The organism is Nocardia sp. CDC159 (genome assembly GCF_023740735.1).
GTDB lineage: Bacteria > Actinomycetota > Actinomycetes > Mycobacteriales > Mycobacteriaceae > Nocardia > Nocardia pulmonis.
The window spans coordinates 470,506-496,336 of sequence record NZ_JAMRXH010000001.1; the positions used below are offsets into that span (position 1 = coordinate 470,506).

At 69.1% G+C, this 25,831-nt stretch carries 23 protein-coding genes; 17 read left to right on the top strand and 6 right to left on the bottom strand.

The window, feature by feature from the left end; translation table 11 throughout:
* The first annotated feature begins 19 nt into the window (after positions 1–19).
* From NDR87_RS02230 to NDR87_RS02255, 6 genes are read left to right on the top strand one after another with little or no spacing between them, the layout of a single operon-like run.
* Positions 20–1,378 (top strand): hypothetical protein, encoded by a 1,359-nt coding sequence (locus NDR87_RS02230; RefSeq protein WP_251909039.1) that lies wholly within the window; start codon positions 20–22, stop codon positions 1,376–1,378.
* Positions 1,369–2,649 carry a GNVR domain-containing protein gene (locus NDR87_RS02235; protein WP_251909038.1) on the top strand — a complete coding sequence of 427 codons (1,281 nt, stop codon included), beginning with the start codon at positions 1,369–1,371 and terminating at the stop codon, positions 2,647–2,649. The genes NDR87_RS02230 and NDR87_RS02235 overlap by 10 nt, the downstream gene beginning before the upstream one ends.
* Positions 2,646–4,004, top strand: coding sequence for a glycoside hydrolase family 55 protein (locus tag NDR87_RS02240; RefSeq protein WP_251909037.1), 1,359 nt, complete (start codon positions 2,646–2,648; stop codon positions 4,002–4,004). The genes NDR87_RS02235 and NDR87_RS02240 overlap by 4 nt, the downstream gene beginning before the upstream one ends.
* The gene (locus NDR87_RS02245) at positions 4,001–5,269 is read left to right on the top strand and encodes a GNAT family N-acetyltransferase (RefSeq protein WP_251909036.1); all 1,269 of its coding nucleotides are present in this window, start codon (positions 4,001–4,003) and stop codon (positions 5,267–5,269) included. The genes NDR87_RS02240 and NDR87_RS02245 overlap by 4 nt, the downstream gene beginning before the upstream one ends.
* Positions 5,269–6,597: a glutamate-1-semialdehyde 2,1-aminomutase gene (locus NDR87_RS02250; protein ID WP_251909475.1), complete on the top strand. Its 1,329-nt coding sequence runs from the start codon at positions 5,269–5,271 to the stop codon at positions 6,595–6,597. The genes NDR87_RS02245 and NDR87_RS02250 overlap by 1 nt, the downstream gene beginning before the upstream one ends.
* Positions 6,597–7,742: a glycosyltransferase gene (locus NDR87_RS02255; protein WP_251909474.1), complete on the top strand. Its 1,146-nt coding sequence runs from the start codon at positions 6,597–6,599 to the stop codon at positions 7,740–7,742. Before NDR87_RS02250 ends, NDR87_RS02255 begins: the two co-directional genes overlap by 1 nt.
* Positions 7,743–7,916: 174 nt before the next feature.
* Here NDR87_RS02255 and NDR87_RS02260 read toward each other — a convergent pair whose 3' ends face one another.
* Positions 7,917–8,804: a helix-turn-helix transcriptional regulator gene (locus NDR87_RS02260; protein ID WP_251909035.1), complete on the bottom strand. Its 888-nt coding sequence runs from the start codon at positions 8,802–8,804 to the stop codon at positions 7,917–7,919.
* Positions 8,805–9,314: 510 nt separating this feature from the next.
* Between NDR87_RS02260 and NDR87_RS02265 the strand changes: the two genes are divergently transcribed.
* The 4 genes from NDR87_RS02265 (at position 9,315) to NDR87_RS02280 (ending at position 14,966) form a co-directional block, all read left to right on the top strand.
* Complete coding sequence (locus tag NDR87_RS02265; protein WP_251909034.1) at positions 9,315–10,025, top strand: heme oxygenase (biliverdin-producing); 711 nt, start codon at positions 9,315–9,317, stop codon at positions 10,023–10,025.
* Positions 10,026–10,363: 338 nt separating this feature from the next.
* Positions 10,364–12,391 (top strand): SDR family oxidoreductase, encoded by a 2,028-nt coding sequence (locus tag NDR87_RS02270; protein WP_251909033.1) that lies wholly within the window; start codon positions 10,364–10,366, stop codon positions 12,389–12,391.
* Positions 12,392–12,527: 136 nt separating this feature from the next.
* The gene (locus NDR87_RS02275; RefSeq protein ID WP_251909032.1) at positions 12,528–13,226 is read left to right on the top strand and encodes a polysaccharide deacetylase family protein; all 699 of its coding nucleotides are present in this window, start codon (positions 12,528–12,530) and stop codon (positions 13,224–13,226) included.
* A gap of 57 nt (positions 13,227–13,283) precedes the next feature.
* Positions 13,284–14,966 (top strand): bifunctional UDP-sugar hydrolase/5'-nucleotidase, encoded by a 1,683-nt coding sequence (locus NDR87_RS02280; RefSeq protein WP_251909031.1) that lies wholly within the window; start codon positions 13,284–13,286, stop codon positions 14,964–14,966.
* Here the strand turns inward: NDR87_RS02280 and NDR87_RS02285 are convergent, their stop codons facing one another.
* The gene (locus NDR87_RS02285) at positions 14,967–15,620 is read right to left on the bottom strand and encodes a cutinase family protein (RefSeq protein WP_251909030.1); all 654 of its coding nucleotides are present in this window, start codon (positions 15,618–15,620) and stop codon (positions 14,967–14,969) included. It lies immediately after the preceding gene.
* A gap of 267 nt (positions 15,621–15,887) precedes the next feature.
* Between NDR87_RS02285 and NDR87_RS02290 the strand changes: the two genes are divergently transcribed.
* Positions 15,888–17,288, top strand: a complete 1,401-nt coding sequence (locus NDR87_RS02290) for a wax ester/triacylglycerol synthase family O-acyltransferase (RefSeq protein WP_251909029.1) — start codon at positions 15,888–15,890, stop codon at positions 17,286–17,288.
* A gap of 3 nt (positions 17,289–17,291) precedes the next feature.
* Here NDR87_RS02290 and NDR87_RS02295 read toward each other — a convergent pair whose 3' ends face one another.
* The 3 genes from NDR87_RS02295 to NDR87_RS02305 form a co-directional block, all read right to left on the bottom strand.
* A complete protein-coding gene (locus tag NDR87_RS02295; protein WP_251909028.1) occupies positions 17,292–18,191 on the bottom strand; it encodes an alpha/beta fold hydrolase in 900 nt (299 codons plus the stop codon).
* Between the two features lie 179 nt (positions 18,192–18,370).
* Positions 18,371–19,297 (bottom strand): expansin EXLX1 family cellulose-binding protein, encoded by a 927-nt coding sequence (locus NDR87_RS02300; protein ID WP_251909027.1) that lies wholly within the window; start codon positions 19,295–19,297, stop codon positions 18,371–18,373.
* Between the two features lie 81 nt (positions 19,298–19,378).
* Positions 19,379–20,413, bottom strand: coding sequence for a zinc-binding alcohol dehydrogenase family protein (locus tag NDR87_RS02305; RefSeq protein ID WP_251909472.1), 1,035 nt, complete (start codon positions 20,411–20,413; stop codon positions 19,379–19,381).
* A gap of 166 nt (positions 20,414–20,579) precedes the next feature.
* Between NDR87_RS02305 and NDR87_RS02310 the strand changes: the two genes are divergently transcribed.
* The 6 genes from NDR87_RS02310 to NDR87_RS02335 all read left to right on the top strand — a co-directional run bounded on the left by NDR87_RS02310 (position 20,580) and on the right by NDR87_RS02335 (position 25,392).
* Positions 20,580–21,398, top strand: coding sequence for a S1/P1 nuclease (locus NDR87_RS02310; protein WP_251909026.1), 819 nt, complete (start codon positions 20,580–20,582; stop codon positions 21,396–21,398).
* Positions 21,399–21,443: 45 nt separating this feature from the next.
* Positions 21,444–22,265, top strand: a complete 822-nt coding sequence (locus NDR87_RS02315) for a TIGR03619 family F420-dependent LLM class oxidoreductase (RefSeq protein WP_251909025.1) — start codon at positions 21,444–21,446, stop codon at positions 22,263–22,265.
* A gap of 149 nt (positions 22,266–22,414) precedes the next feature.
* A complete protein-coding gene (locus NDR87_RS02320; RefSeq protein ID WP_251909024.1) occupies positions 22,415–23,473 on the top strand; it encodes a chitinase in 1,059 nt (352 codons plus the stop codon).
* Between the two features lie 153 nt (positions 23,474–23,626).
* On the top strand, positions 23,627–23,971 hold the full coding sequence (locus NDR87_RS02325) for a hypothetical protein (protein ID WP_251909023.1): 345 nt from the start codon (positions 23,627–23,629) through the stop codon (positions 23,969–23,971).
* Between the two features lie 39 nt (positions 23,972–24,010).
* The gene (locus NDR87_RS02330) at positions 24,011–24,400 is read left to right on the top strand and encodes an acyl-CoA dehydrogenase family protein (RefSeq protein ID WP_251909022.1); all 390 of its coding nucleotides are present in this window, start codon (positions 24,011–24,013) and stop codon (positions 24,398–24,400) included.
* A 44-nt stretch (positions 24,401–24,444) separates the two neighbouring features.
* Complete coding sequence (locus NDR87_RS02335; RefSeq protein ID WP_251909021.1) at positions 24,445–25,392, top strand: hypothetical protein; 948 nt, start codon at positions 24,445–24,447, stop codon at positions 25,390–25,392.
* A gap of 24 nt (positions 25,393–25,416) precedes the next feature.
* Here NDR87_RS02335 and NDR87_RS02340 read toward each other — a convergent pair whose 3' ends face one another.
* Entirely contained in the window at positions 25,417–25,818 is a 402-nt protein-coding gene (locus NDR87_RS02340) for a DUF4440 domain-containing protein (protein ID WP_251909020.1), read from the bottom strand.
* Positions 25,819–25,831: the final 13 nt, after the last annotated feature.

Consider the following 25,831-nt stretch of genomic DNA (forward strand, 5'->3'; position numbering starts at 1 on the left):
GGGTAATGAAGGACATGCCGTGACGGGCGTCTGGCTGCCCGAAGTCGGCCTCGTCGCAGGGGCTTTGGCGAGTATCGTGCTCGCCGCCATGTGGCTGTCCGGACCGATCCGGGTCTTCCTGATCGCGCAGGCCGCGCACTGGTCGCTGTCGTATGTCGCGCGGCCGGTGGTGCTGCTGTGGGTGCGGCCCGAGCCGCGCTACGGCGACAATCTGCCCGACCCCCGGCTCGCCTCGATCGGCTACGACATCGGCATCGCCACCGTGCTGCGGCCGGTGATCGCCGGATTGTGGATCTACGCGGGACTGGTTGTGGCCTATGCGATCTGGGCGCGCTCGCGCGAAGGTCGGCAACCCGGCCCGGGCACGTCGATCCCCCTCGCCCGCGACCCGGTGTTCCTGCCCACCCTGATCGCGGTGTACACGCTCGGCACGCTGGGACGGCTGACCGCCGTGGCGACCGGAACCACCGGGCGCGCGGGGGAATTGGAGAGCCCGAGCCCGATCGTCAACCTGATCACCATTCTCGCCACCATCGGCGCGGTCGGGCTGATCGTCTACGTCCGTACCGCCCGCACCCGCGACACCCTGCTGATCATCGGGGCCCTCACCGCGGGTGAGCTGCTGTGGACGGCCGCGGTCCAGTCCAAGACACCGATCATGGGTGCGGCCCTGGCGATCGCGGTGCGCTGCGCCATGGTCGGCTGGACGCGTGCCAATGTGGCCGCGGTGCTGGGCATCACCGCGCTCGCACTCGGCGGCTTCGGCTGGTTGCAGTCGCTCAAGTCCACCGCGACCGCCAAAGCCGATGCGGCCGTGACCGATTCCGGCTATCCGCCGCTCGTACGTCCGTACCTGAGCCTGCTGCGCCGCTTCGACGGGCTCGAGGCCGCCACCGACGCCTATTTCGCCGGACCGCATTCGTGGCTGTCACCGGGGGAGGTGGTGTTGCACGCGCTGCAGAGCCTGATCCCGAGTCAGCTGCTGGGCGCGGAGAAGTTCCGCTCCGGCGCGGAGTGGGCGATGTGGGTGCGCGGACAGTCGGTGGACATGAGCCAGGTGTCGGTGTCGCTGGCCGAGGGCAATATCAACGAGGGCTATGTGCTGGGCGGCTATTTCGGTGTGGCCCTTGGTGTTTCGATCACCTTCGGGCTGTTGCTGGCCTGGACGCGCGCACTCTACAGTCGGCTGGTGCCGCTGTCGGTGTTCGCGCTGGCGATGATCGAGGTGCCGGTGCTGTTCGAGCGCGGCATGCTCGGCACCATCGAGACACTCGGGAAATATCTGCAGGCCATGGTGCTGGTCTGGATCATATATCTGACGATGGCCGAGTTCCGGCGCCAGCGGGCCGGGGAAACGAGGACGGCGCAATGGGTATGAGCGAGCTGTGGCGGCTGGCGCGGCGGCAGTGGCCGATCATCGTGGTGACCGCGGCGCTGTGCCTGGTCGCCGCCTTCGCCTATGCGAAGACGCGCCCGGTCACCTACACCGCCTCGAGTACCTGCTACGTATCCATGGCCACCGGCACCTCGGTCAACGATTCGTATCAGGGCGGGCTCGCCGCCCAGCAGCGGGTGCGCTCCTATCTGGACCTGGCCACCAGCCGAACGGTGGCGCAGCGGGTCAAAGATCAACTGGGGTTGCCGGTTTCGGCCGACGAACTGCGCGGCCGGATCACCGCGGCCGCGCCGCCCGCCACCACCATCATCGTGATCTCGGTGCGCGACGGCACGGCCGACGGCGCGCGCCGGTTGACCGACGAGGTGGTCTCGCAGTTCCGCCATCTGATCGACCAGCTCGAGACCATTCAGGTCGACGCGGCCCCCGCCGCGCGGGTCGCCGTCGTCGACAAGGCACAGATGCCGATGGCGCCGAGCGGCCCGCAGTCCACGCGCATTCTCATCCTGGGCCTGCTGGCCGGTCTGGCGCTGGGCGGACTCGCGGCGCTGGCCCGCGACCGTCTCGACCGGCGGCTACGCACCTCGAACGCGGTCGAACAGATCGTGCCCGCACCGATCCTGGCCATCGTCGACGACGGGCGCCCCGGCGCGGCCGGGGAACTGCGCCGATTACGCACCCGCCTGGCCGACGAGCCCGATACCACCGTCCTGTTCACCTCGCTGACCCCCCGCTCGCAGCCGGATGTGGCCGTCGGGCTGGCCCGGGCGCTGGCCGATACCGACCGCCGGGTCGCCCTCGTCGACGCCGACACCACCGGCAACGGCAGCTCCCAGCGCCTGCCCGGTCCGGTGGGGTCCGGACTGGCCGAACTGCTGCGCCGATCCACCCCGCTCGACGACGCGATCACCGCCTGGCCCGAGGTCGGCATCAGCGTGCTACCGCTGGGCACCCCGGATCTGCGCACCCCGGATCTGCTGGCGTCGGGCCGATTCGCCGAGATCATGTCCAAACTGCGCAGCGAATACGACCACGTCCTGGTGGAGGCCGCCCCGGTCACCGCGGCCGCCGATGCCATCGCCCTGGCCCGGCACTGCGACAGCGCGATCGGGGTGGTCGAACTGGGCGCCACCGCGCCGCAGGTGCGCGGGGCGCTGGCCACCTTCGGAGCCGATCGGCTGTCCGGCGTGGTGGTCTACTCCCGGCCCGGCCGGACGCGAAACCCGCTGGCACATGTGGGGAGACGACAATGAGCGAGCCCACAGGCCCTGTCGGGCGGCGCCGGATGCTCGCGGTCACCCTGGGCGCGGCCGCCGCCGGATCGCTGGCCGCCTGTGCGTCGGAGACCGCGCCGCGCGTCGAATTCCGATCCCCGAACGTGAGCGATGCCCCCTCCGCACGCAATCTGCGCGACTTCGGGGCGGTCGGCGACGGCCAGGCCGACGACACCGCCGCCCTGGCCGCGGCCGTGGCGGTCGGCGATCGCCCGCTGGTGCTGTATCTGCCCTCGGGCCAGTACCGGGTGACCAGCTGGCCCGAATTGCCGGACTACGCGACGATTCTCGGCGACGGCGCCGATGTGACGACCGTGTACTACGACGGCGACGGCACCCTGATCTCGCTGCGCAAGCGGCAGCGAGTGCGATTCGCCCGACTCGGCTTCTATCTGACCGGTGAGAAGGCCACCGCGGTGCGGCTGAGCGAATGCTTCCGCTGTTCGTTCGACTCGGTGGTCCTGCGCGGCAACCACCTGGCCTCGAACTTCCCCCGCTATGTGGACCAGCACGGCGTGGTGCTCGAGCACAACACCGGCGGCACGGCGTTCATCAACTGCGATATCAACAACTTCGGCTACGGCCTGGTCACCTCCTGCATCCAGAACTACGTCACCGCGAGCAAATTCACCAACAACCGCATCGGCGTGCGCGGCACCGGCAACGACCACAATGCCGGACTGGCCCTGTCCAACGTCGAATTCGTCTCCGACGATCAGGCGCCCACCACCGATCGGCACGTCGTGGTCGACGGGGCGGCCAACGACTGGTGGTTCACCAATGTGTGGTTCGAGGGCGCCGACACCGCACTGTCGATCGGCACCGCGGCGGGCGGGCCCGCGCAGTTCGGTATGGTCAACTGCAAGGTGGCCGCGCGGCACACCTGTCTGCAGCTCAACCGCTGCCGCCAGCCGTATCTGGCGAATGTGCAGTTCGATCCCGATCTGGACAATCCGCCGATCGAAGTCCAGATCGACCCCAAGGGCTGTCCGGAGGGTACGGCGATCAATCTGATCTCCGGCTCCTACGACGACGTCGACGCGCGCGCCTTCCCGGAGGGCTGGCACGTGATCGGGCGCGGGCGGATCCACGGCGCCCGGTTCACCGGGACGATGGTGGTGCGCACCGGTGCGCCCGACACCGACATCATGCAGGTTCAGGACGGCAGCGGTGCGGTGCTGTCGGCCGTCCTGCCCAATGGCACCTGGCTTTCCGATCGACCCGAGGGGGGAATCGTGCTCAAGGATTCCGGTGGGAACTACTGGCGGCTGTCGGTGGACACCGACGGTGTCGTGCGGACCGCGCCGCTGGGGAAACAGCGGCCGCGCATATGAACCGGGTGCGACTCGGTCCCGCGCACCTGCACGGGGCCCGGGTGATGATCCGGCCGCCGCGGCTGTCCGATTACGCCGCGTGGCGGCGGATCCGGCTACGTGATCAGGCGTTCATCGAGCCGTTCTGGTACAGCTCGCCGTGCGACTGGGCCGACCGGCACACCGAAAAGCAGTGGGTACGCGAATATCTCGTGGCAGCCATCGAGACTCGCCGGGGACGTCGCGTGTCGGGTGTGATCGAGATAGCTGGACGCTTCGCCGGGCAGTGTGAGCTGGTCGCCATCGACAGGCGTGGCCGCACCGGGGAACTGAGCATCTGGATCGACTCTCGCCTGGCCCGCCACGGCTACGGCGGGCTCGCGGCCGCGCTGGTGCTCGATCACGGGTTCGGCGCGTTGGGGCTGGAACGGATCGTCGCGCCGATCTCCCCCGCCAATGCCGGTGCCGCCCACGCGGCCGCGGAGCTGGGTTTCGTGCGGGAGGCGACGATGGCGCGCTACTTCGATGTCGGCGGCGCGCGCCGCGACCACGACCTATGGGCGCTGACGCGGGCCGATGTGCCGCCGAACGGCTTCGCGGACCGCTGGATCGGACGCTTCGCGGGGCGGCCCGCCCGGCTCTCGGCCGTCGAGCAGACCGAGGACACGCCGGTCGCCCACCGACGCTGGCACGCCGCGGGAATGATGGCGCCCGTCCTGGTCCGCCTCGTCGCCGGACGGTTCCGGCGGCGGCTGCTGGTTCTCGAGGGGGCACGCCCAGTGCGGCTGACGCTGGCCGACCATCCGGGCGCGGTGGTGCGCACGCGCCGGATCACCGACGGGGCCGGCTGGCGCACGGCGCATCCCGCCCTCGGCCGCACCGCGTGGTGGCGCGAATTCCTGCGCAGCCGCGGGGGTTTGCGCTCGACGGGCGGCCTGGTGCTCGTCCTCGAGGTCGACGGCCGCTACGCCGGGGAGTTCCGGCTGTTCGACCTGGACATGTTCGACCGCAATGCCCGGCTGCACGCCTGGGCCGATCCCGCCCGCGCCGATATCGGCGTCCGCACGGCGGCGACCCGGGCGGTGCTGGACTATGCCTTCCACACCCTCGGCCTCTACCGGGTGGCCGCCGAGATCGACGCCACCGACGCCGAATCCGCCGAGGTCGCCGCCTGCGCGGGACTGCTCGAGGAGGGAATCATGCGCAATCACGCCGGGCCCACCGGCCGACGCGGCGATCACGCGCTGTGGGCCTCGACCATCGCCACCCGGCCCGGGGCGCGCTGATGCGGGAGTTCCGGCGCAGCAATGCGATCCAGGCCCGCCTGCACGAACTGATCCCCGGCGGCGCGCACACCTACGCCCGCGGCTCGGATCAGTATCCGGAGTTCATGACGCCGATCCTGGTGCGCGGCAGCGGCGCACACGTCTGGGACTGCGACGGCAACGCCTACATCGAGTACGGCATGGGTCTGCGCTCGGTGACGCTCGGCCACGGCTATCGCCCGGTGGTGGTGGCGGTCACCCAGGCGATCGCCCGCGGGGTGAACTTCTCTCGCCCGACCGAACTGGAACTGGCTGCCGCCGAGGACTTCCTGGCGCTGGTGCCGGGCGCGGACATGGTCAAATTCGCCAAGAACGGCTCCGATGCCACCACCGCGGCGGTGCGGCTGGCCCGCGCGGCAACCGGACGGGCGACGGTCGCCGTCTGCGCACAGCCGTTCTTCTCGGTGGACGACTGGTTCATCGGCACCACCGAGATGAATGCCGGTGTGCCGGAATCGATTTCGACAGTGACGTTTCCCTACAACGACCCCGACGCGCTGGCGGCCGTGCTGGCGGCGAGGGATGTGGCGTGCGTCGTGATGGAGGCCGCCACGGCGCTGGCCGAACCCGCCCCCGGATATCTGGCCGAGGTGCGCGCGCTGTGCGATCGGTTCGGCACCGTGCTGATATTCGACGAGATGATCACCGGATTCCGATGGTCGGCCGGTGGGGCGCAGGCGGTGTACGGAGTGACGCCGGACCTGTCGTGCTGGGGTAAGGCCATGGGCAACGGCTTCCCGATCTCCGCGCTGGCGGGGCGGCGGGAGTTCATGGAGCTGGGCGGCCTGCGCACCGACCGGGATCGGGTTTTTCTGCTGTCGACGACGCACGGCCCGGAGACCGGCTCGCTGGCCGCGTTCCGCGCGGTGGTGCGCGCCTATGCCGACACCGATCCGATCGGGCGCATGGAACGGGCCGGGCGGCGACTGGCCGACGGCGTCAACAAGATCGCTGCCGAACTCGGCATCGCCGAATATCTACAGGTCCTCGGCCGTCCCTCCTGCCTGATCTTCGTCACCCGCGATCCCGACGGCCACCCGTCGCAGCCCTACCGCACCCTGTTCCTGCAGGAACTGCTCGACCGCGGCGTCCTCGGCCAATCCTTCGTCACCTCCGCCGCGCACACCGACGCCGATATCGACCACACCATCGCCGCCTGCCTGCCCGCCGCCCGTATCTACCGGCGCGCCTTGGAATCCGGCACCGTCGCCGGGCTGCTGCGCGGACGTCCGGTCGCCCCCGCCCTGCGCCGCCGCGCGTCCCCGCGCCAGATCGAACCGGAAGCCTGATCATGCCACCCCGCATCGCCCTGGTCCACGAGCGCCTCACCGAATACGGCGGTTCGGAGGCCGTGGTCGCCGAATTCCTGAAGATCTGGCCTGGGGCCGATGTCTACGCGCCGATCGCCACGCGCGCGGGCATCGACGCGGTGCGCGCCGCGGCCGCGACCGACGGCCGGAATCCGATGTCGGGGGCCACCTTTCACACCACGTGGCTGAGCCGGGCGCACGCGGTCGGGGGCCAGCGCTCGCATGCGCCGCTGCTGCCGTTCGTCCCCCGTGCGCTGCGCCGACTGCCGCTCGACGAGATGGACGCGGTGGTCGTCAGCCATCACGCCTTCGCCACCCAGGCCGCGCTGGCGACCGCGGCGCCCGTCATCGCCTACGTGCACAGTCCGGCGCGCTGGGCGTGGGACGCCGCGTTCCGGGCGCGCGAGGCGGGCGGTCGGGCAGGGCAATTGGCGCTGGCGGCGCTCGGACGGCTGGCGCGCGGCTGCGAGCTGCGGGCCGCACCGCGATTGACGCGGGTGGTGGCCAATTCGCAAGCGGTCGCGGATCGGGTCGCGCAGTGGTGGGGGTTGCGGGCGGCGGTGGTGAATCCGCCGGTGCGCATCGATCGCTTCGCCCCGGACGCCGCGGTCGAGCGGGAGGACTTCTTCCTGTTCGCGGGGCGGCTGGTGCCCTACAAGCGGCCGGATCTGGCGATTCGCGCCGCCCGGCGGGCGGGTTGCCGGTTGGTCGTGGTGGGCGACGGCCGATTTCGCGCCCAGCTGGAAGCCCTGGCGGGCCCGGAGACCACCTTTCTCGGCGCGGCGCCCGACGGCGTCCTGCTCGACGCCTATCGCCGCTGCCGCGCGCTGCTCATGCCGGGCGTGGAGGATTTCGGGATCGTGCCGGTCGAGGCGATGGCCTGCGGGACACCGGTGCTCGCGGTCGGCGCCGGCGGGGCGCTGGACACCGTGCGACCGGGCGTCACCGGCGAGCTGCTCGCATCCGGCGACGACACCACAGTCACCACCGAATTCGCCCGCGCCATGCGCGAATTCGATCCGGCCGCCTACGATCCGGCCGCGATCCGCACCCACGCCGAATCCTTCTCCCCCGCCACCTTCCGCACCCGGATGGCGGCGGTGGTCACCGACGCGCTGGGCTGAGCGGCTCGCGTGCTCGCTTCCTCAGCGCCCGGCCCGAAGCACTCATGGCGAGCACCTCAGCCCGCACCTGGAAAGCGGCATGGCCGCGCACCCGAATGCCGTGTGCCGAACGGTCGTACGACCATCGAAGGGCCCGCAGGGCGGCATACGCCACAGGCATCTGCGCCGGGCGCGCTACAGCTCCTCGGCGGCGGCGATCATGATCTCGCGCGAGCGCTCCGGGCGTTCGGCCTGTACGGCGAGGCGGTCCATCACCTCGCGGTAGAGCTCGATGTCGTCGCGGCGGTCCAGGTACAGCGCGCTGGTCAGCTGTTCCAGATAGACCACGTCGGGTAGCTCGCGCTCGGCGAAGCGCAGCATCGTGAACGAACTGCCCGCGGCGGCATGGCCACCCGCGGCATACGGCAGGACCTGGATGGTCACATTGCGCCGGTGCGACATCTCCACCAGGTGGTCGATCTGCTCGCGCAGCACCCGGGTGCCGCCGATCGGGCGGTGCAGTACGGCCTCGTCGACCACGGCCCACAGCGTCGGACCGCGGGGCACGTCGAGAATCTCCTGACGCTTGCGGCGCAGTTCGACTCGCCGCGTCGCCTCGGTGTTCTCGTGGCCGAGCGCCACCACCGCGCGGGCATAGTCCTCGGTCTGCAGCAGTCCCGGAATCAGCTGACCCTCGAAGGTACGAATCGACATCGCCGCGCCCTCGAGGCCGAGATACGTCTCGAACCAGGACGGCAGCAGATCGCTGTAGGACTGCCACCAGCCGGGTTGGTTCGCCTTGCGCACGAGGTCCAGGAACTGCTCGCGCTGCTCCTCGTCGGTGACCCCGTACAGCGTCAGCAGGTCGCGGACGTCGCGTTCCTTGAATCCGGTGCGCCCGAGCTCGAGTCGGCTGATCTTGGCGTGCGAGCCCCGGATGTGATCGCCCGCGGCCTCACGGGTGATTCCGCATTCCTCACGCAGTTTGCGCAGCTGACCACCGAGCGCGATGCGCAACGCCGTCGGACCACGCTCCGCGACATGGGAATCGACTATGTCGATCCGGATCCGTTCTGCGACCATGGGACCTACTCCGACATTCGATGGATCATCGACCGGGCCACGCCGAAACCCGCCGCGACCCACACCGCATTGCCCAATCGTAACGCCATCCCCGCCCAAACATGGCATTCCCCGTCGAGCCGCCCAGACCGCGGACGGATGCCGACGCGGAATCCCAGGCGGCGCAGGGATCTCGGGACCTGCGAGCGCGGTGTCCCGATCGTCGCTGGCGATATTCTGGCAAGCCCCATTGCGCACCGCCGCGCCCCCGCCGCCGACGCCGGCCGCCGGACCCCGCGCCCGGCGTGCCGAGTGCCGAATTCCGGCCGGGCGCACACCGGCGAGCGATTCACCCCCGGGCGGCGCGCCCCGACTCCGCGGCCATCTCCCGGGACCCGTGACCGCGATCACCCGCGCTGCTCACCCGGGGTGCGCAGCTACCGCGGGATGGATGCGGGACTGTCCGAAAGTTTGATTCCGGCGTGCGGGGCGACCGGTATCGTCGACACTGTAGTTAGGGTACCCATACCGATGCCCGCGGACCGCGACGAGGAAGTAGAGATGCCGGAGACCACCAGCCCGTCGGAGATCGTGCCGTTCTCCGCGCAGATCCGCACCGCAACCGAGCGGCAACATGCGGAGGCGGAGAATTCCACGTTCATGAGCGACATGCTGGGCGGCGCGCTGGGCGTCGAGGCGTTCTACCGCTACACCGGTCAGCTGTGGCATGTCTACCGCGCGCTCGAGGCGCATTGGGATGCGCTGGCCGACGATCCGGTCGCGGGTCCGTTCGTGCGGCCCGAACTGGCCCGGCTCGCCCACCTCGAGGACGATCTGGCCCATCTGGGCGGCGCGAACTGGCGCGCGGACACCGATCCGCTGCCCGCCACTTCCGCCTACGCCGCCCGCGTCGAGGAGTGCGCGCGGACCTGGCCCGCGGGCTACGTGGCCCACCACTACACCCGCTACCTCGGCGATCTGTCCGGCGGACAGGTCATTCGGGGCACCGCTGAGAAGCTGTGGCAGTTACCCAAGCGCGGCGACGGAGTGCGCTTCTACGTCTTCGATCAGATCCCGAACCCGGCCGCCTTCAAACGCGAATACCGGACGCTGCTCGACCGCCTGGCCGTCGACGATCTCGAGAAGCAGCGCGTGCTCGGCGAATGCCGTCGCGCCTTCGATCTGAACACCGCCCTGTTCCGCGAACTCGGCGCGGAGTTCCCGGTCCGTCGACAGGGCTGAGCATCCACGAGATCAACTGGTCGGCCGTCCAGATGGTTGCCGGATGATTACCAAATGCATCCGACGGTTACATCAAAACCGTTGTCACACAGAAAATTCGGCGCTCCCACGTGGTGACACGTCCCACACCGCGGGGGGGCGCCGTCTTGTTGCGCGCACTACTCGACCGCCGCTAAAGTTACTCACCAGTTAGGCACGAAGGTGTTCCTACCTCGGCCCGACTTCTGTTAGGGGGCCGATTCATCCACGTCCGCATCCACCGACGCATGTCGGACGAACAAGCGTTGCCGCAGCGCGAATGCGTTGCACGCCAACAGGGTTCGAATGCAGGAGGGGCGATGGTTTCCTACATCGTGACGGGTGGTACCGGCTTTCTCGGGCGGCGGGTGGTGCAGCGCCTGCTGGACCGCGACCGCGACGCGGTGGTGCACGTGCTGGTGCGCGAGGCATCCGCGGCCAAGCTGGCCGAACTCGCCGCGAGCTGGGGCGCCGCCGATCGGGTCTTCCCGCTGATCGGCGATCTGACCGCGGAAAACCTTGGGCTGCAGGACGATCCGCCGCAGGCCGAGCATGTTTTGCACCTGGGCGCGGTCTACGATATGACCGCGGACGAGCAGACCTCCTACGCCGCCAACGTCAACGGCACCCGCGCGGTCATCGCGCTGGCCACCGGGCTCGGGGCCACGCTGCACCACGTGTCGTCGGTGGCGGTGGCCGGTGACCACCGGGGCAAGTTCTTCGAGGACGACTTCGATCTCGGCCAGAACCTCACCTCGCCGTATCACCGCACGAAGTTCGCGGCCGAGAAGCTGGTGCGCGAGACCGAGGGCCTGCGGTGGCGGGTATATCGCCCGGCGATCATCGTCGGCGATTCGCGCACCGGCGAGATGGACAAGATCGACGGTCCCTACTACTTCTTCGGCGCGATCGCGCGGCTGGCGGCGCTGCCGCCGAAGCTACCGATGCCGCTGCCGGATCTGGGCGCGACCAATATCGTTCCGGTCGACTACGTCGCGGCGGCCATGGTGGAGCTGGTGCTGCGGCCGGGCCTGCACCGGCGCACCTTCCACCTGGTCAATCCCGAACCGCAACCGTTCGCCGACATCTATGCCGCGATCGCGCGGGCGGCCGGGGCGCCCACCGGTGTCGGCACCGTGCCCGGCAGTCATGCCGCGCTGGCCGCGCTCGGCCACCTGCCCGGCGTGCCGCGGGTGCGCGATTTCCTGTTGCAGCAGCTGGGAATTCCCGCCGAGGTCGCCCCGCACACCTCGTTCGAATCGGAGTTCGTCTCCGACTCCACCCGCGCGCAGCTGCGCGGCAGCGGTCTGAGCGTGCCGCCGTTCGACAGCTATGCCGACAAGCTGTGGCAGTACTGGAGCGCGCATCTGGACCCGGACCGGGCACGCCGCGGCACCGGTAAGGATCCGCTGCGCGGCCGGATCGTGCTCATCACCGGCGCGTCCTCGGGCATCGGCCTGGCCACCGCGCACGCGGTCGCCCGGCGCGGGGCGACCGTGCTGATGGTGGCCCGCGGGCTCGACGAGCTCGAGGCCGCCGCGGCCGCGGTGCGCGCCGAAAGCGGTGCGGCCCAGGCGTACCAGTGCGACATCACCGACGAAAAGGCCGTAGAGCTGCTGGTCAAGCAGGTGCTCGCCGACCACGGCCATGTCGACTACGTGGTCAACAACGCGGGCCGCTCGATCCGCCGCTCGGTGCTCAACTCCACCGACCGGATGCACGATTTCGAGCGGACCATGGCGGTCAACTATTTCGGCGCGGTGCGGCTGATCCTGGCCCTGCTGCCGTCGATGCGCGAGCGCCGCTTCGGTCATTTCGTCAACATCTCCTCGATCGCGGTGCAGACGAAGGTGCCGCGGTTCGCCGCCTATGTGGCGAGCAAGTCGGCGCTGGATCACTTCAGCGAGATCGCCGCGGTCGAGAACGCCGACGCCGGAATCACCTTCACCTCGGTGCGCATGCCGCTGGTGCGCACGCCGATGATCGCGCCCACCGACCTGTACCGCTCGCTGCCGGTGCACACCCCGCAGCAGGCGGCCGAGATCGTGGTGCGCGCGCTCGAGGAGCGGCCCGCCCGCATCGATACGCCCATCGGCACCTTCGCCCAGCTGGTCGACACGGTCATGCCGTCGGTGAAGAAGGCGATCCTGCATCAGGGCTATCGGATGTTCGGCGAATCCAAGGCGGCCCAGGGCGATCCGACCGCCGAGGCACCCGCCGACGCACGCGTCGAGACACCATCGGCTCGCAGCCCGCTGCTGGCCCTCGCCCCCATCGTGCAGCCGATGATGGGTCTGCCCACGCCGGTCGCCCGGATCGCCAACCGGATTCCCGGCCTGCACTGGTAGTCGCCGACCGGATGGTATGTCCGGACCGCACCGCGGTCCGGACATCCGGATCGGCCAGGTCGCGCCGGCGCGGCGTGAAAATGCGCGGCGGCCGGACACCTTCCGCAAACCCGCACACACTGCTAGGTTGCGGCGGATGAAACGCAGGGTGGCGCTCGCGGGCGCGGGCACGCTGGTTGTGCTGATGATCGTCTGCGCCGGGCTGTACATGCTGGTGAATTCGCGCGGCTTCCAGCTGGCCGGACGGCTGGTATCGCGCGTCGACATGGACGAGAAGCTGGTGGCGCTCACCATCGACGACGGACCCACCGAGCGCACCCCGCAGATTCTGGCGGCCCTTGCGGCGCAACAGGTTCCGGCCACCTTCTATCTGGTCGGCCGGGAACTGGACACGCAGCCGCAGTACGGCGCCGCGATCGCCGGCGCCGGGCACGAATTGGGCAACCACGGCTACACCCACCGGCGCATGGTCCTCGTCTCCACCGCGACGGTGCGCGAGGAGGTCGAGCGGACCGATGCCGCCATCGCCCGCACCGGCTACACCGGTCCGGTCACCTTCCGCCCGCCGTACGGCAAGAAGCTCTACGCTCTGCCGTCGTATCTGTCCGAGCACGGGCGGATCACCGTCATGTGGGACGTCGAACCGGACGCCCGGGGCGGCGCGAGCGCCGACCGTATCGTCGCCGACACCCTCGCGGACGTGCGGCCGGGTTCGATCATCCTGCTGCACGCCATGTACCAGTCCGAATCGCTGGCCGCCATCCCGCGCATCGTCTCCGAGCTGCGCGGGCGCGGCTATCAGTTCGTGACGGTGTCGCACCTGATGCAACACTGACCCGGAATTCACCGGCGCGCCGTGCGCGAGCAAGCCCGATCTGCCAGAGTCGAGCCCATGCGCGCTCGACATCGTGTCCTCGGCCTCGGCGCGGCGCTGCTGTGCCTGGCGCCGATCCCCGCCTGCGGTTCGGACGATCAACCCGCCGCCCCCGCGCCGAGCCCGGCCTCCTCGGTGGGCACCGACAATTTGCCCGCCCCGCGGCCGGGTGAGGTGCACCTGTTCGGGATCAACGATCTGCACGGCAATCTGCAGCCCCCGTCCGGAAGCAACGGACAGATCGGAACGCACGCCGCGGGTGGGGCGGCCTACCTGGCCGCCCATCTGGCCCGGCTGAAGGCCCGCTATCCCGACAGCGCGGTCGTCTCGGCCGGTGACAATGTCAGCGCGAGCCCGCTGATCTCGTCCCTGTTCCACGACGAGCCCACCATCGAATACCTCGACTCCATCGGCCTGGCCGCCTCGGCGGTCGGCAATCACGAATTCGATCACGGCGTGCAGGAGTTGGCCCGGCTGCAGCGCGGCGGTTGCGCACCGGACGGCTGTTCGCCCGGCGAGCCGTTCACCGGCGCGACCTTCCCCTATCTCGCGGCCAACGTCACCGACGGCAATGGTCAGCTGCCGCCCGGCCTGAAGCCCTGGACCATGCTCGAGCTGGGCGGTCACAAGATCGGCGTGGTCGGGGTCGTCACGCCCACGACCGCGAATATCGTCATGCCCGAGGGCATTCGGGGTTACACCTTCGGCGACGAGACCGACGCGATCAACAAGGCCGTGCCGCAGCTGCGGGCGGCGGGTGCGGAGACCGTGGTCGCGCTGCTGCACGACGGCGGCGCACAGCAGGCCAAGGGCGGGCCGATCGATTACAACGGCTGCGCGGATATTTCCCGGTCCGCCACCGACCTGGCCGAGCGCACCGATCCGTTCGTGCGCGTGCTGGTCACTGGGCACACCCATCAGGCCTACAACTGCACCATCGGCGGCAAGGTGGTCACCCAGGCCGCCTCCTACGGCCGTCTGATCAGCGATATCACCCTGCGCTTCCACGACGGCACGGTCGACGCGAGCGCGATCAACCGCGTGGTGACCCGCGATATCGCACCGGATCCGAACGCCTCCAAGCTGGTCGACTTCTTCGCCGCCCAGGCCGAGCCGCGCGGCAAGCGGGTCATCGGCACCGCCACCGCGCCGCTGCCCAAACAGGCCTCCCCCGGCGGTGATTCGCCGCTCGGTGACGTGATCGCCGACGCGATGCTGGCCGCGCTCGCCCCGCAGGGCGCGGTCGCCGCCTTCATGAATCCCGGTGGCGTGCGCGGGGATCTGAGCGCCGGCCCGATCACCTACGAACAGGCCTATACGGTCCAGCCGTTCGGCAATCAGGTGGTCGGGGTGCGGCTGACCGGGCAGCAGATCCTGAGCCTGCTGGAACAGCAGTGGGACAACCCGAGCAAGCCCGCCGTGCTGTCGGTGGCGGGGCTGAGCTACGCCTACGACGACAAGGCGGCCACGGGGCACAGGGTGCTCTCCGATACCGTCACCATCGGCGGGCAGCCGCTCAATCCCGTTGCGGTGTACACGGTCTCGACCAACAACTTCCTGGCCGCGGGCGGCGACGGCTTCACCGTGTTCACCCAGGGCACCCCGGGACCGGTCGGACCGGCCGATCTCGACGCCCTCGAGTCGTATCTGCGCACCAGGGGCGCGGTCGATGCCCCGCCGAGCCGGATCGAGCGGCGCTAGTCACAGCTGATCGGCCGCGAGAGTGGCGGCCGCGACGAAATCGCCGCCGTACGCGACGTGCGCGGCGGGGTTCATCCCGCCCGCGCACACCGGATCGCCCGGGGTGCAATAGTTTCCGCTGCGCCACAGATAGGCGTCGGGCAGGTGCCAGCCGATCAGCCGCAGCGGATCGCCGAACAGCAGCACCGCCGCGATCCGGCCGCCCAGCTCCCCGCCGGCCCGGACCGCGCCCGGAACGTCGAGGGTGACCCCGGTGCCCAGGGCGGTGTGCACGACCGCCGCCCCCTGCGAGTAGCCGACCAGCACGAACCGCTGGCCCGGGCACACCGCCGCCTGGTGGGCCAGATGCGCGACGAGATCGGCGCTGCCGCGGCCGATGGACAACGAGTCGGTCAGATCGGCCGGATAGTTCACCCGATAGGCGCTGGTGCTCATGGGCAGCCGGTCGCGCAGCACCGCGTAGAACGGATCGCCCACCTCACTGCCAAGATGACCGGGTTCCCCGGTTCCCCTGGCCACCACCACATCCACGGCCGCACACCACTGCGCCCGCGCCGGTGGGGTCGGATACAGCATGCCGACCAGGATCAGTGCGGCAGCGAATACCCAAGGGATGCGCCGACTTCGCGGCGAGAGGACCTTCCGGTCGCCCATCGTTCTCACCTTCTCACGCCGTTGTGAGCAGGCCCGGGATGTGACTGTTGTCAAAGACTATTGTCTCGGCCTGATGTGGCCCAAGGTAAGGGGGAATCAAGGTGACAGCAACGAGGTCCGCTGGAGAGATACCCAATCGCCGCGCAACCGTATCCGGATGAAAGTAACGGTCCACCAGCGATTTCGAATAGGGAAACCCCGCGGTTTGTGATGGATCTCCCGCGCTTTCCGACACGATACTAGAACAGGTTCTCATAGGCTGGGGACATGGAACGCATGACCGGGCTCGACGCCAGCTTTCTGTATTTGGAGACCGACACCCAGCTGCTGCACGTCTGCGCGCTGATCGTCCTGGATCCCGTCGCCGACGGCGCGCACTACGAATTCGCCGCGTTGAAGGCCGAACTCGGCCGCCGCCTGCATCTGGTGCCGTCGATGCGCAGGCACATCCATCGGGTGCCCTTCGATCTCGATCATCCGCGCTGGGTCGAGGACGCCCATTTCGACCTGGATTATCACGTGCGGCGCATCGGAATTCCCGCACCGGGCGGGCGGCGCGAGTTGGCGGAGCTGGTGGCCGACATCGCCGGGCGCGCCCTGGATCGCAGCAGACCGCTGTGGCAGATGTGGGTGGTCGAGGGGCTGGAAGGGGGCAGGGTCGCGGTGATCTCGAAGTATCACCACGCGGCGGTCGACGGCATCACCGGCACGCAGATGATGATGGCGCTGTGCGATCTCGAGCCGAACGTGCGTTATCCCGAACCCGAACCGGGCGACCGCATCACCGAATCCGACCCCAACGACCTGCTGCTCGCGGCCGAGGGGCTGCTGCGGTTGCCGGGTAAGCTCGGCGCGTTCGGCATGCTGCCCAAAACCCTCGGGATGGTCGGCGGGTTCGTGCGGCGGCGGGCGAATGCCGAGAAGGGCATGGCGATTCCGTTCACCGCGCCGCGCACGCCGTTCAACGCCACCATCAGCCCGCATCGTTCGGTCGCGTTCACCACGACCGGCCTCGGCGACATCAAGGAGATCAAGGCGGCGTTCGGGGTGAAGGTGAACGATGTGGTGCTGGCGGTGGTCGCCGGGGCGCTGCGCGGCTATCTCGAGGAGCACGGCGAACTGCCCGACAGCTCACTGTTCGCGTCGGTACCGGTGTCCACGCACGCCACCTCCCGCCACGATCGGGGCATCAACAAGGTCTCGACGCTGTTCTGCCGCCTCTACACCGACGTCGCCGATCCGGTCGAGCGCCTGCGGCTGATCGCCGAGGCCAATCTCGGGGCCAAACAGGAGCACGATCTGATCGGCGCGGACTTCCTGCAGGACTGGGCGAAGTACGCCCCGCCCAATACCTTTCAGTTGGCGGCGCGGGTGTATTCCTCGTTCAAACTGGCCGAGCGGCATCCGGTGGTGCACAACCTGGTGATCTCGAATGTTCCCGGGCCGCAGGCGCCGCTGTATTTCCTCGGCTACCGCATCGATGCGATGTATCCGTTCGGGCCGGTATTCCACGGGGCCGGGCTCAATGTCACCGTGCTGTCGGTGGGAGGCAGCCTGGACTTCGGCTTCATCGCCTGCCGGGAGCTGGTGCCCGATCTGTCGGCGATGGCCGACGAGGTGCACGACGCGGTCGGCGAACTTCTGAAGGCCGCCCGCGACCGGGGCTGAGCCCTACAGCCGCGCGGCCACCGCCGCACAGGCCTCGAGGAGCACCGGGACAAAGGCGTCCGCCTCGAGTACACAGGCCGCATGTCCGGCGCGGGCGAGGAAGATCTCCGCCCCGTCGATCAGTGTCGCCATCTCCAGCTGCCGATACACCGGCAATGCCCGGTCATGGGTCGTGATGAGCACCGACACCGGCAGTTTCAGCTCCGCCAGCCACGGGCCGGAATCGAACCGACCGATCGCCGCGATGGCCTGCGCCATCGCCCAGCCGTTGGCGGTGCGCAATTCCCCCAGCGCCCAGCGATCCAGCCTGCCGGGTTCCCAGGACACCCGCGGCATGTCCGGCAGTCTCAACGCCGCCTGCGCCACCTTGCGCGTCACCAGCTCGGCCGCGGTGGTGGCGAAGACGGCCATCGTCCGATGGAAGGCCCGCTCCCGCCATTTCTCCTGGAAGCGATGGGTGGTGGCGCACAACACGAGTCCGCCGACCCGGTCCGGATGCCGGTGCGCGGCAAGCTGGGCGACGATGCCGCCCATGGAATAGCCGACCAGGACCGGCCGTTCGAGTCCGAGCAGATCGGCCACCGCGATCGTATCGTCGGCGAGATCGTCGAGGACGAACCGCTGCGAGCGAATCCCGTGCCCATGCCAGCGCTGATCGTAGAGCACCACGCGGTAATGCCGGGCCAGCTCCTCGAGCGCGGGAAACCAGTTCAGCATCGCGGTGGTCACCACGCCGTGCAGCAGAATCAACGTGGGCGCGCCCGGCGGCCCGGGGATGTCCACCAAATAGGTGCGGCCGCGCCCCGGCAACTCGACGATGGTGCCCGCCGGAACCTCCCGCAACCGCGACACCCGTTCCCCGAAGCGGCGATTCCCCCGCCCCACGATCGACGCCCGCACCATCCAGGACCTCCCGCCGCATCGCCCATATCGCGCATATTAGAACGAGTTTCAGTTCATGATGCCACAGTTGGTCCGAACACCAGCCGCAGCGGCCCGGTCCGGCGCGACCGGACGCGCCACGGTCGCGCGCGCCGCGGTCGTGTGGTCGCTCTGCTGGTTTCGGTGGGCGTCATGGATGGTCAGGTGCAGACCTCGGAGGTGACTATCACCGGGGCGGGCGGGGTCGTGATCGTGGTTGTTGGGGGTGGGGTGGTGGGGGCGGGCGAGGGTGGGGCGTCGTCGTAGAGCCGCAGGCCGGTGCGTTCGATCCGGCCCGGGTCGACGGGGATGTTCGGAATCTGGATCTGATTGCCGTGGATGTCGGTCAGCAGGGCGGTGAACGGGCCCGGGCCCGCGCCCGAGACGGTCCAGTAGTTGTCCATGCCACGATTGAGCACCCGGCCCGGCCCGCCGGCCTCTGGGCGGATCTCGACGCGGCTCAATGGATTTCCGGTGTCGGCGAACAGCAGGCCGAGCCAGGCCGAGGACGATCCGTCCTGCACCCGGTAGCTCACCTCCGGCGGCGGACCCGGATCGTGCACCCGGCTCAGCTGAATCGACACGACGCCCTGGCCCTGCTCGGCGATGCGCGTGAACGCGGCGGTGCTCAGGTCGTATTGGCGCGGGCCGCAGCCGGGACAGCGGTCGACGACCATGGCCCGCACGCTGCCGAGCGGGCCCGCCACGTCGACATAGCTGCCGCAGATGGCGCCCCCGGCGTATTCGTCGGTCGGCACGCCGACGTAGTAGCCGTCCAGCGGCAGATTCGGGAACGAGCAGGAGACGTTCTGGTTGAACACGTAGTACCGGGCCTGGCCCGCCTCCGGTGGCTCACGCCGCTCCCCCACCGGAATCGGCTCGGCCACCGGCGGATTCGTCGGCATCGTGGTCGGCGACGCGACCGGCGCGGTCGTGGTGGGCGACGCGGTCACCGCCACCGTCCGGCAGTTGGGCGACTGGGGACGCACCACCCAGACCACGAAGGCCACCACCGCCCCCAGAACGAGCGCGCCCAGCACCCACGGCCACGCGGCACGGACGTGTTGCTGCTGTGTTACCCGATGCATGTCCCCTGCCTCCGGATCACCTCACGCCACTTTCTTTTCAGCAAAGCAGCAGTGCCGGTCGGAATGGCCGCGAATCGCGAACTAGGAGTGCGAAACTCGGCGTGTCCGCGGCGTGTCAGGTACCAAAGCGGCCGCACCGGCAAACTTCCCGTGCGCCAGATCCGACAGCGCGCGGTCGGCCTCGTCCAGCGGGTACGGGTGCACCGTCACCTCGAGCCGATGCGCGGCGGCGAAAGCCAGGAATTCGCGGGCATCGTCGCGAGTATTCGCGGTGACCGAGCGAATCTCGCGCTCCTGGAACAGATGCCGCTGATAGTTCAGGACCGGGATATCGCTGAGATGTATGCCCGCGATCGACAGCACCGCGCCGCGATCCAGCGCCGCCAGCGCCGGGAGCACCAGATCGCCGACAGGCGCGAACAGGATCGCCGCGTCCAGCGGCTCCGGCGGCGCCGCGGCCGCGCCCTGCGCCGAGGCCGCCCCCAACGCCAGGGCGAGCTCGCGGGCCTTCGGATCGCGGGTCATGACATGTAGCCGCGCGCCGCTCGCCAGGGCGACCTGCGCGGCGAGATGGGCGCTGCCGCCGAAACCGTAGATGCCCAGCCGCCCGCCCGGCGGCAGCGCCGCCCGCCGCAGAGCGCGATAGCCGATGATCCCGGCGCACAGCAGCGGAGCCAGCTCGGTATCGGAATAGCCCGCCGGTAGCGGATGCGCATAAGCGGCCGGGACGGTGGCGAATTCGGCATATCCCCCGTCGGCATCCCAGCCGGTGTAGCGGGAATTCGGGCACAGATTCTCCGCACCGCGCAGGCAGAACCGGCACCGGCCACAGGTGTGGCGCAGCCACGCGATCCCGACCCGGTCGCCGAGACCGAATTCGCCGCCCGCCCCTGCTCCCAGCGCCACCACCTCCCCGACCACCTCGTGGCCGGGCACCACCTGCGGCCGGTGCACCGGCAGATCTCCCTCGGCCACGTGCAGATCCGTGCGGCAGACCCCGCACGCCAGCACCCGCACGAGCAAATCCCCCGCGGCGGGTTCGGGGACCGGCACGCGCGCCCGCCGCAGCGGACCGCCGTCGATCGGCCCGGGCCGGACCACCTGCCAAGCGGTCATCCGCGCGTCACCCACCCGCCATCACTCCTTCCATTCGGTTGCATTCGGGATTAATCCGCCCGCCGCATCGGGTTCGCCTGCCGTTCGCCGGACTCGTCGAAGTTGTCCCGAGCATTCGAACCACGTACGGCAGCAATGTAATTCAGGTGGAAAGGACTTCTTCTCGATGCGGTGTAAAGCAGTCGTCGCGGGCGCCCTGGCAGTGGCGGCCACCCTCCTCGCGGCACCGTCCGCCCACGCCTGGGGCGAACAGGGCCACGATGTCACCGGCGCCATCGCCGACCTGCGGCTGACCCCGGCGGCCCGCGACGAGGTCGGCCGCCTGCTGGCCGGTGAGCCGGATCCCACGCTGGCTGGCGTTGCCACCTGGGCCGACGATATCCGCAAGAGCGATCCCGTGTTGGGAAAGCGCTCGGCTCCGTGGCATTACGTCAATATCGCGGAAAACGGCTGCGCCTACGACCCGGCCGTGAACGGCAACGACGGCCAGAACGTCATCGAGGCGCTGCGCGCGCAGACCAAGATCCTCGCCGACCGAGGACGCTCGGTCACCGACCGCAATCAGGCGCTGAAGTTCATCGTCCACTTCGTCGGCGACATCCATCAGCCGCTGCACGCCGGATATGCCCGCGACCGCGGCGGCAACGAGTTCAAGGTGCAGTACAACGGCCAGAACACCAATCTGCACTCGGTCTGGGACAGCCGCCTGCTCGACACCCGCCACGCCAGCGACGAGGAGGAGACCAAGCGGGTGCTGGCCCTGCCCGCGCCGGAACTGTCTCCGGCGCAGCCGGATTCGGACCCGATTCGCTGGGCCGAGGACAGCTGCCGGGTAGCCGTATCGCCCGGTTTCTATCCGGAGCAGAACAAGATCGGCGAGGAATACACCCGCCGATTCCTGCCGGTGGCCGAGTCCCGCCTGCGGCTGGCCGGGGAGCGGCTGGGGCAGCTGCTCAACGCGGTACTGGATCCGGCGGCCCGCTAGCCGCCGCGCGGAATATTCGCCGCCGGGCGAACGGTTCGTCCTCATATGAAAATCGGTGTGGGAACGTTCGTTACCGACGAGGGCATCGGCTCCGCGAAACTCGCTGTGGCGCTCGAGGAACGGGGCTTCGATGCCCTGTTCCTCGCCGAGCACTCGCATATTCCGGCGAGTCGGCAATCGCCCTATCCGGGCGGCGGTGAGCTGCCGCGCATGTACTACCGCGCGGTCGATCCGTTCGTGGCGCTCGCCGCGGCCGCGGCCGTCACCGAGCGGCTGCTGCTGGGCACGGGGGTGACGCTGCTGATCCAGCGCGATGTCATTCATACCGCGAAGGAGGTCGCCACGCTCGACCTGATTTCCGGTGGCCGCTTTGTCTTCGGCGTGGGCGCGGGGTGGAACCGGGAGGAGATGGCCGATCACGGCACCGATCCCCGCACCCGCGGGGCGCTGCTGGACGAGCAACTGGCGGCCCTGCGCGAGATCTGGACCACCGACCTCGCCGAATTCCATGGCCGCTTCGTCGATTTCGATCCGATGTACGCCTGGCCCAAGCCGGTGCAGCGGCCGCATCCGCCGATCTTCATCGGCGGCGGACCGGCCGCGGCGCGGCGCGCGGCCCGGCTCGGCGCGGGGTGGTTCCCCACCGCGGTGGCCAGCCCCGCGGAGGTGCCCGCCCAGCTCGCCCAGCTCGAGGGTGCCGACGTCCCCGTGATGGTCGCGGGGGTGGCGGCCGATCCGGCCCTGCTCGACGCGTATGCCGAGGCCGGGGTGGGCCGGGTGAGCCTGATGCTGCCGACCCTTCCGGAGAGCGAAACCCTCGACATGCTAGACCAATTCACGAAGGTCGCCGCTCGATTCACCTCGTGATCCACCGGGAGATGAGGGGTTTCGCGATCACACCGGTCGCGCGACCCCTATTCGCCCGCGAATTCCCCTGTAGCGGTGCGGGATCGGCCGCCGTCTGATAACGCGGCGGCGCATCATGGCTGTGTCGGATCGAGCGACGGGAGCAGGTCATGAACGGTCGGCGAGCACGTCTGGCAGGGGTCTTGCTGGGGCTGGCGCTGGCCGTCACCGGACTGGCGCCGACCGCCGGCGCGGCGGCCGACGACACCACCTGCCCGACCAAACCGCGCCCGAGTGGCAAAGTGCTGCAGGGTTATTGGGAGAACTGGGACGGCGCGGGCGTTCATCCGGGAATGGGCTGGATTCCGATCACCGATGCCCGCATCGCCGCGCACGGACACAATGTCATCAATGCCGCGTTTCCGGTGATCAGATCCGACGGCACCGCGCTGTGGGAAGACGGGATGGACCGCACGGTCAAGGTCGCGACACCGGCGGAGATGTGTCGGGCCAAGGCCGCGGGGGCCACGATTCTGCTGTCCATCGGCGGTGCGGCGGCCGGAATCGATCTCAATTCCACCGCGGTCGCCGACCGTTTCATCGCGACCATCGTGCCGATACTGAAGAAATACAACTTCGACGGCATCGACATCGATATCGAGACCGGCCTGATCGGCAGCGGCAATATCAATACGCTGTCGACCTCGCAGGCCAATCTGATCCGGATCATCGATGGCGTGCTCGCGCAGATGCCCGCGGGCTTCGGGCTGACCATGGCGCCGGAGACGGCCTATGTCACCGGCGGCAGCGTCACCTACGGCTCGATCTGGGGCGCGTACCTGCCGATCATCAAGAAATACGCCGACAACGGCCGACTGTGGTGGCTCAACATGCAGTACTACAACGGCAGCATGTACGGTTGCGCGGGCGACTCCTATCAGGCGGGCACCGTGCAGGGCTTCATCGCGCAGACCGACTGCCTCGCCAAGGGCCTGACCATCCAGGGCACCACCATTACCGTTCCCTATGACAAGCAGGTCCCCGGACTGCCCGCCCAGCCCGGCGCGGGCGGCGGCTATATGGCGCCGAATCTGGTGGCGCAGGCGTGGAACCATTACGGCACCGGGGCCGCGAATGCGTTGAAGGGCCTGATGACCTGGTCGATCAACTGGGACGGCTCGCGCGGCTGGACCTTCGGAAACAACGTGAAGTCGCTGCAGGGGCGTTGATTTCTCGAATTCATAGCGCACACACCGATATTCGGGTAACAACTTAAGGTGGGCCTTCAAACCCCTTCAGTTTCTTGACGATTCGCATCACGCGCAGATCACAGGCCGTATTGTTATGCAAGAGTTATACAGAACTCGACACGAGAGCAAAACATGGCACTGCAGATCAGCGACTGGTTCATCACCAGCGATATCACCCCCGAATTCGCCCAGTACCTCCCCGCCGCGACCGGCGGCGGCCACTGGCACCTCAGCTGGCTACCCGAACTCACCCTCACCCGCGACCAGGCCATGAGCGGTATGGTCCTCGACGAGACACTCAGCGACCTCCGCTTGGTCGACAACGGCGTGGCCGTGGACCTGGCCGCCTTTCACGCCGCCGAGATCGGCATCGACCTGGACCAGGCCATGTTCCGCCTCTTCATGCGCTCCTTCGACGACACCTCCCGGGCCGAACCCCCCGCCCGCCCCCTTCCCGCCTTCGCCCGCGCCTCCTGATTCCCGCCAATCATTCACCAGCCGGTGGCTAGGGTGGGCATGGTGCGATCGACGTTCTCCCTACCCGCCGCCGAGCAGCAGTTACTCGACCGAATATCGATATTGGCCAAGGATTTTCAGAGCCGAGCCGCCTATTACGACGAGCGGTCGGAAATTCCGATCGACGCCCTGCGCGCCCTGCACGACGCCGGCCTGGACGCGGCAGTCCTTCCGGCGCACGTCGGCGGCATCGGCCTGAGCTACGCCGCCTTCGGATCGATCGTGCGAATCCTCGCGCGGGCGGACCCATCCGTCGCGACGATCTGGACCATGCATGCGGGCGCGGGCGTCGGACTCGCCGAACTCACCGTCGACTCGGCGGGGTCGTTCCCGACCGAGGTCATGGCGACCATGGTCGGCCGGGAGGTCCTCGGCCTCGACACGGACTGACAGCATTCGAACATACATTCGAATCTCGAGCTATCCTCGTCCGCATGGTCAGCTCCCGTCACGAGGTTATGCATCGGATCTTCCGGCACGATCCGGCGGTGTTCGCGCGCGCGTTTCGCGCTTTGGGCCTGCCGCTTCCGGACCCGATCGAGGTGGTGCTGGAGACCAGCGATCTCACCGAGATCAAACCGGTGGAACGCCGGGTCGATACGGCGTTACGCATCGAGACCGCCGAGGGCACGTTCCTGTTGCTGATCGAGGCGCAGCAGCAGGACGACAACGACAAGCCGCCCGCCTGGGCGTACTACGTCGCCTACTGTCACGCGAAATACCGGATTCCGGTCGTACTCCTGGTGGTCTGCCACGATCTGATCACCGCCAAGTGGGCCCGGCGGCCGGTGCGGGTCGGCGTGCCGCAGTGGGACACGCTGATCGTGAATCCAATGGTCCTGGGCCCGCACAACGTTCCGGCCGTCACCGATGTCGACACCGCGGCCGCGGACATCCCGCTGGCGGCTCTGTCCGCCGTCACCCATGCCAAGGATCCGCGCATCGGTGACATACTGAAGGCGCTGGCCACCGTGTTGGAACAACTCGATCCCGAGGACGAGGATCGCGACGCCTTCCGCGAACTCACCGAACTCGGCCTGGGCACCACCCCGGCCGCCGAACTGTGGAGAAAGCTGATGCCCATCGATTCATCCTTCTACCGCTCGGTCAGCGCCCAGCGCCTGCGCGCCCAGTGTCGTGAAGAGGGGCTTGCCGAGGGGCTTGCTGAGGGCCTTGCCGAGGGACGAGCCGAAGGCCTCGCCCGGGGTCGCGCGGCAGGCGTGGCCGAAAGCATCCTGCGCGTCCTGACCGTCCGGGGCGTGGAGCCCAGCGATCACGAGCGCGAGCGCATCACCTCCTGCACCGATATCGATCTGCTCGATACCTGGTTGGAGCGCGCACTGGACGCCGAGACGGTCGCGGACATGCTCGCCGAGCGGTAGGGCGTCACGACGACCTCGACGGGTTCATCCCGCCACCCAGGTCTCCTGCAGATGTCGCCAGCGCACCGCGCCGGTCGAGTCGAGCGTGAAGTACGCCGTCGACCGGCGCGTGCTCGCACCGGAGCGATCCTGTTGCCGCTCTTGATAACTCACCAGGGCGCCGCGCGCATCGATGGTGACAGGGACGATGTCGGTGATCTCGATGGCGAAGTCCGGCCGGCAGCCGTAACCGTCCTCGAACAGGCGGCGCAGATCCGGCAGGGTCAGCAGCGCGCCGGTCGGGGTGATCATGGTGAAGTCCGGGTCGAAGCGGGTCAGCAGCGCGGCCACGGCGGCGGCCGGATCGGGTTCGGTACCGGCGAAGAGATCGATGATGACGCGATGGAAGTCGATGATCTCATCGATGAACGGCTGCGAATCGTCCACGGGGAGGGTTCCT

Bases quoted from the DNA above. Each gene is read 5' to 3' on its own strand.
- NDR87_RS02245 (WP_251909036.1), top strand. From the start codon at position 4,001: ATGAACCGGGTGCGACTCGGTCCCGCGCACCTGCACGGGGCCCGGGTG.
- NDR87_RS02300 (WP_251909027.1), bottom strand. From the start codon at position 19,297: ATGCATCGGGTAACACAGCAGCAACACGTCCGTGCCGCGTGGCCGTGG.
- NDR87_RS02280 (WP_251909031.1), top strand. From the start codon at position 13,284: ATGCGCGCTCGACATCGTGTCCTCGGCCTCGGCGCGGCGCTGCTGTGC.
- NDR87_RS02270 (WP_251909033.1), top strand. From the start codon at position 10,364: ATGGTTTCCTACATCGTGACGGGTGGTACCGGCTTTCTCGGGCGGCGG.
- NDR87_RS02320 (WP_251909024.1), top strand. From the start codon at position 22,415: ATGAACGGTCGGCGAGCACGTCTGGCAGGGGTCTTGCTGGGGCTGGCG.
- NDR87_RS02285 (WP_251909030.1), bottom strand. From the start codon at position 15,620: ATGGGCGACCGGAAGGTCCTCTCGCCGCGAAGTCGGCGCATCCCTTGG.
- NDR87_RS02235 (WP_251909038.1), top strand. From the start codon at position 1,369: ATGGGTATGAGCGAGCTGTGGCGGCTGGCGCGGCGGCAGTGGCCGATC.
- NDR87_RS02310 (WP_251909026.1), top strand. From the start codon at position 20,580: ATGCGGTGTAAAGCAGTCGTCGCGGGCGCCCTGGCAGTGGCGGCCACC.
- NDR87_RS02295 (WP_251909028.1), bottom strand. From the start codon at position 18,191: ATGGTGCGGGCGTCGATCGTGGGGCGGGGGAATCGCCGCTTCGGGGAA.
- NDR87_RS02290 (WP_251909029.1), top strand. From the start codon at position 15,888: ATGGAACGCATGACCGGGCTCGACGCCAGCTTTCTGTATTTGGAGACC.
- NDR87_RS02250 (WP_251909475.1), top strand. From the start codon at position 5,269: ATGCGGGAGTTCCGGCGCAGCAATGCGATCCAGGCCCGCCTGCACGAA.
- NDR87_RS02275 (WP_251909032.1), top strand. From the start codon at position 12,528: ATGAAACGCAGGGTGGCGCTCGCGGGCGCGGGCACGCTGGTTGTGCTG.
- NDR87_RS02305 (WP_251909472.1), bottom strand. From the start codon at position 20,413: ATGACCGCTTGGCAGGTGGTCCGGCCCGGGCCGATCGACGGCGGTCCG.
- NDR87_RS02325 (WP_251909023.1), top strand. From the start codon at position 23,627: ATGGCACTGCAGATCAGCGACTGGTTCATCACCAGCGATATCACCCCC.
- NDR87_RS02265 (WP_251909034.1), top strand. From the start codon at position 9,315: ATGCCCGCGGACCGCGACGAGGAAGTAGAGATGCCGGAGACCACCAGC.
- NDR87_RS02330 (WP_251909022.1), top strand. From the start codon at position 24,011: ATGGTGCGATCGACGTTCTCCCTACCCGCCGCCGAGCAGCAGTTACTC.
- NDR87_RS02260 (WP_251909035.1), bottom strand. From the start codon at position 8,804: ATGGTCGCAGAACGGATCCGGATCGACATAGTCGATTCCCATGTCGCG.
- NDR87_RS02240 (WP_251909037.1), top strand. From the start codon at position 2,646: ATGAGCGAGCCCACAGGCCCTGTCGGGCGGCGCCGGATGCTCGCGGTC.
- NDR87_RS02315 (WP_251909025.1), top strand. From the start codon at position 21,444: ATGAAAATCGGTGTGGGAACGTTCGTTACCGACGAGGGCATCGGCTCC.
- NDR87_RS02335 (WP_251909021.1), top strand. From the start codon at position 24,445: ATGGTCAGCTCCCGTCACGAGGTTATGCATCGGATCTTCCGGCACGAT.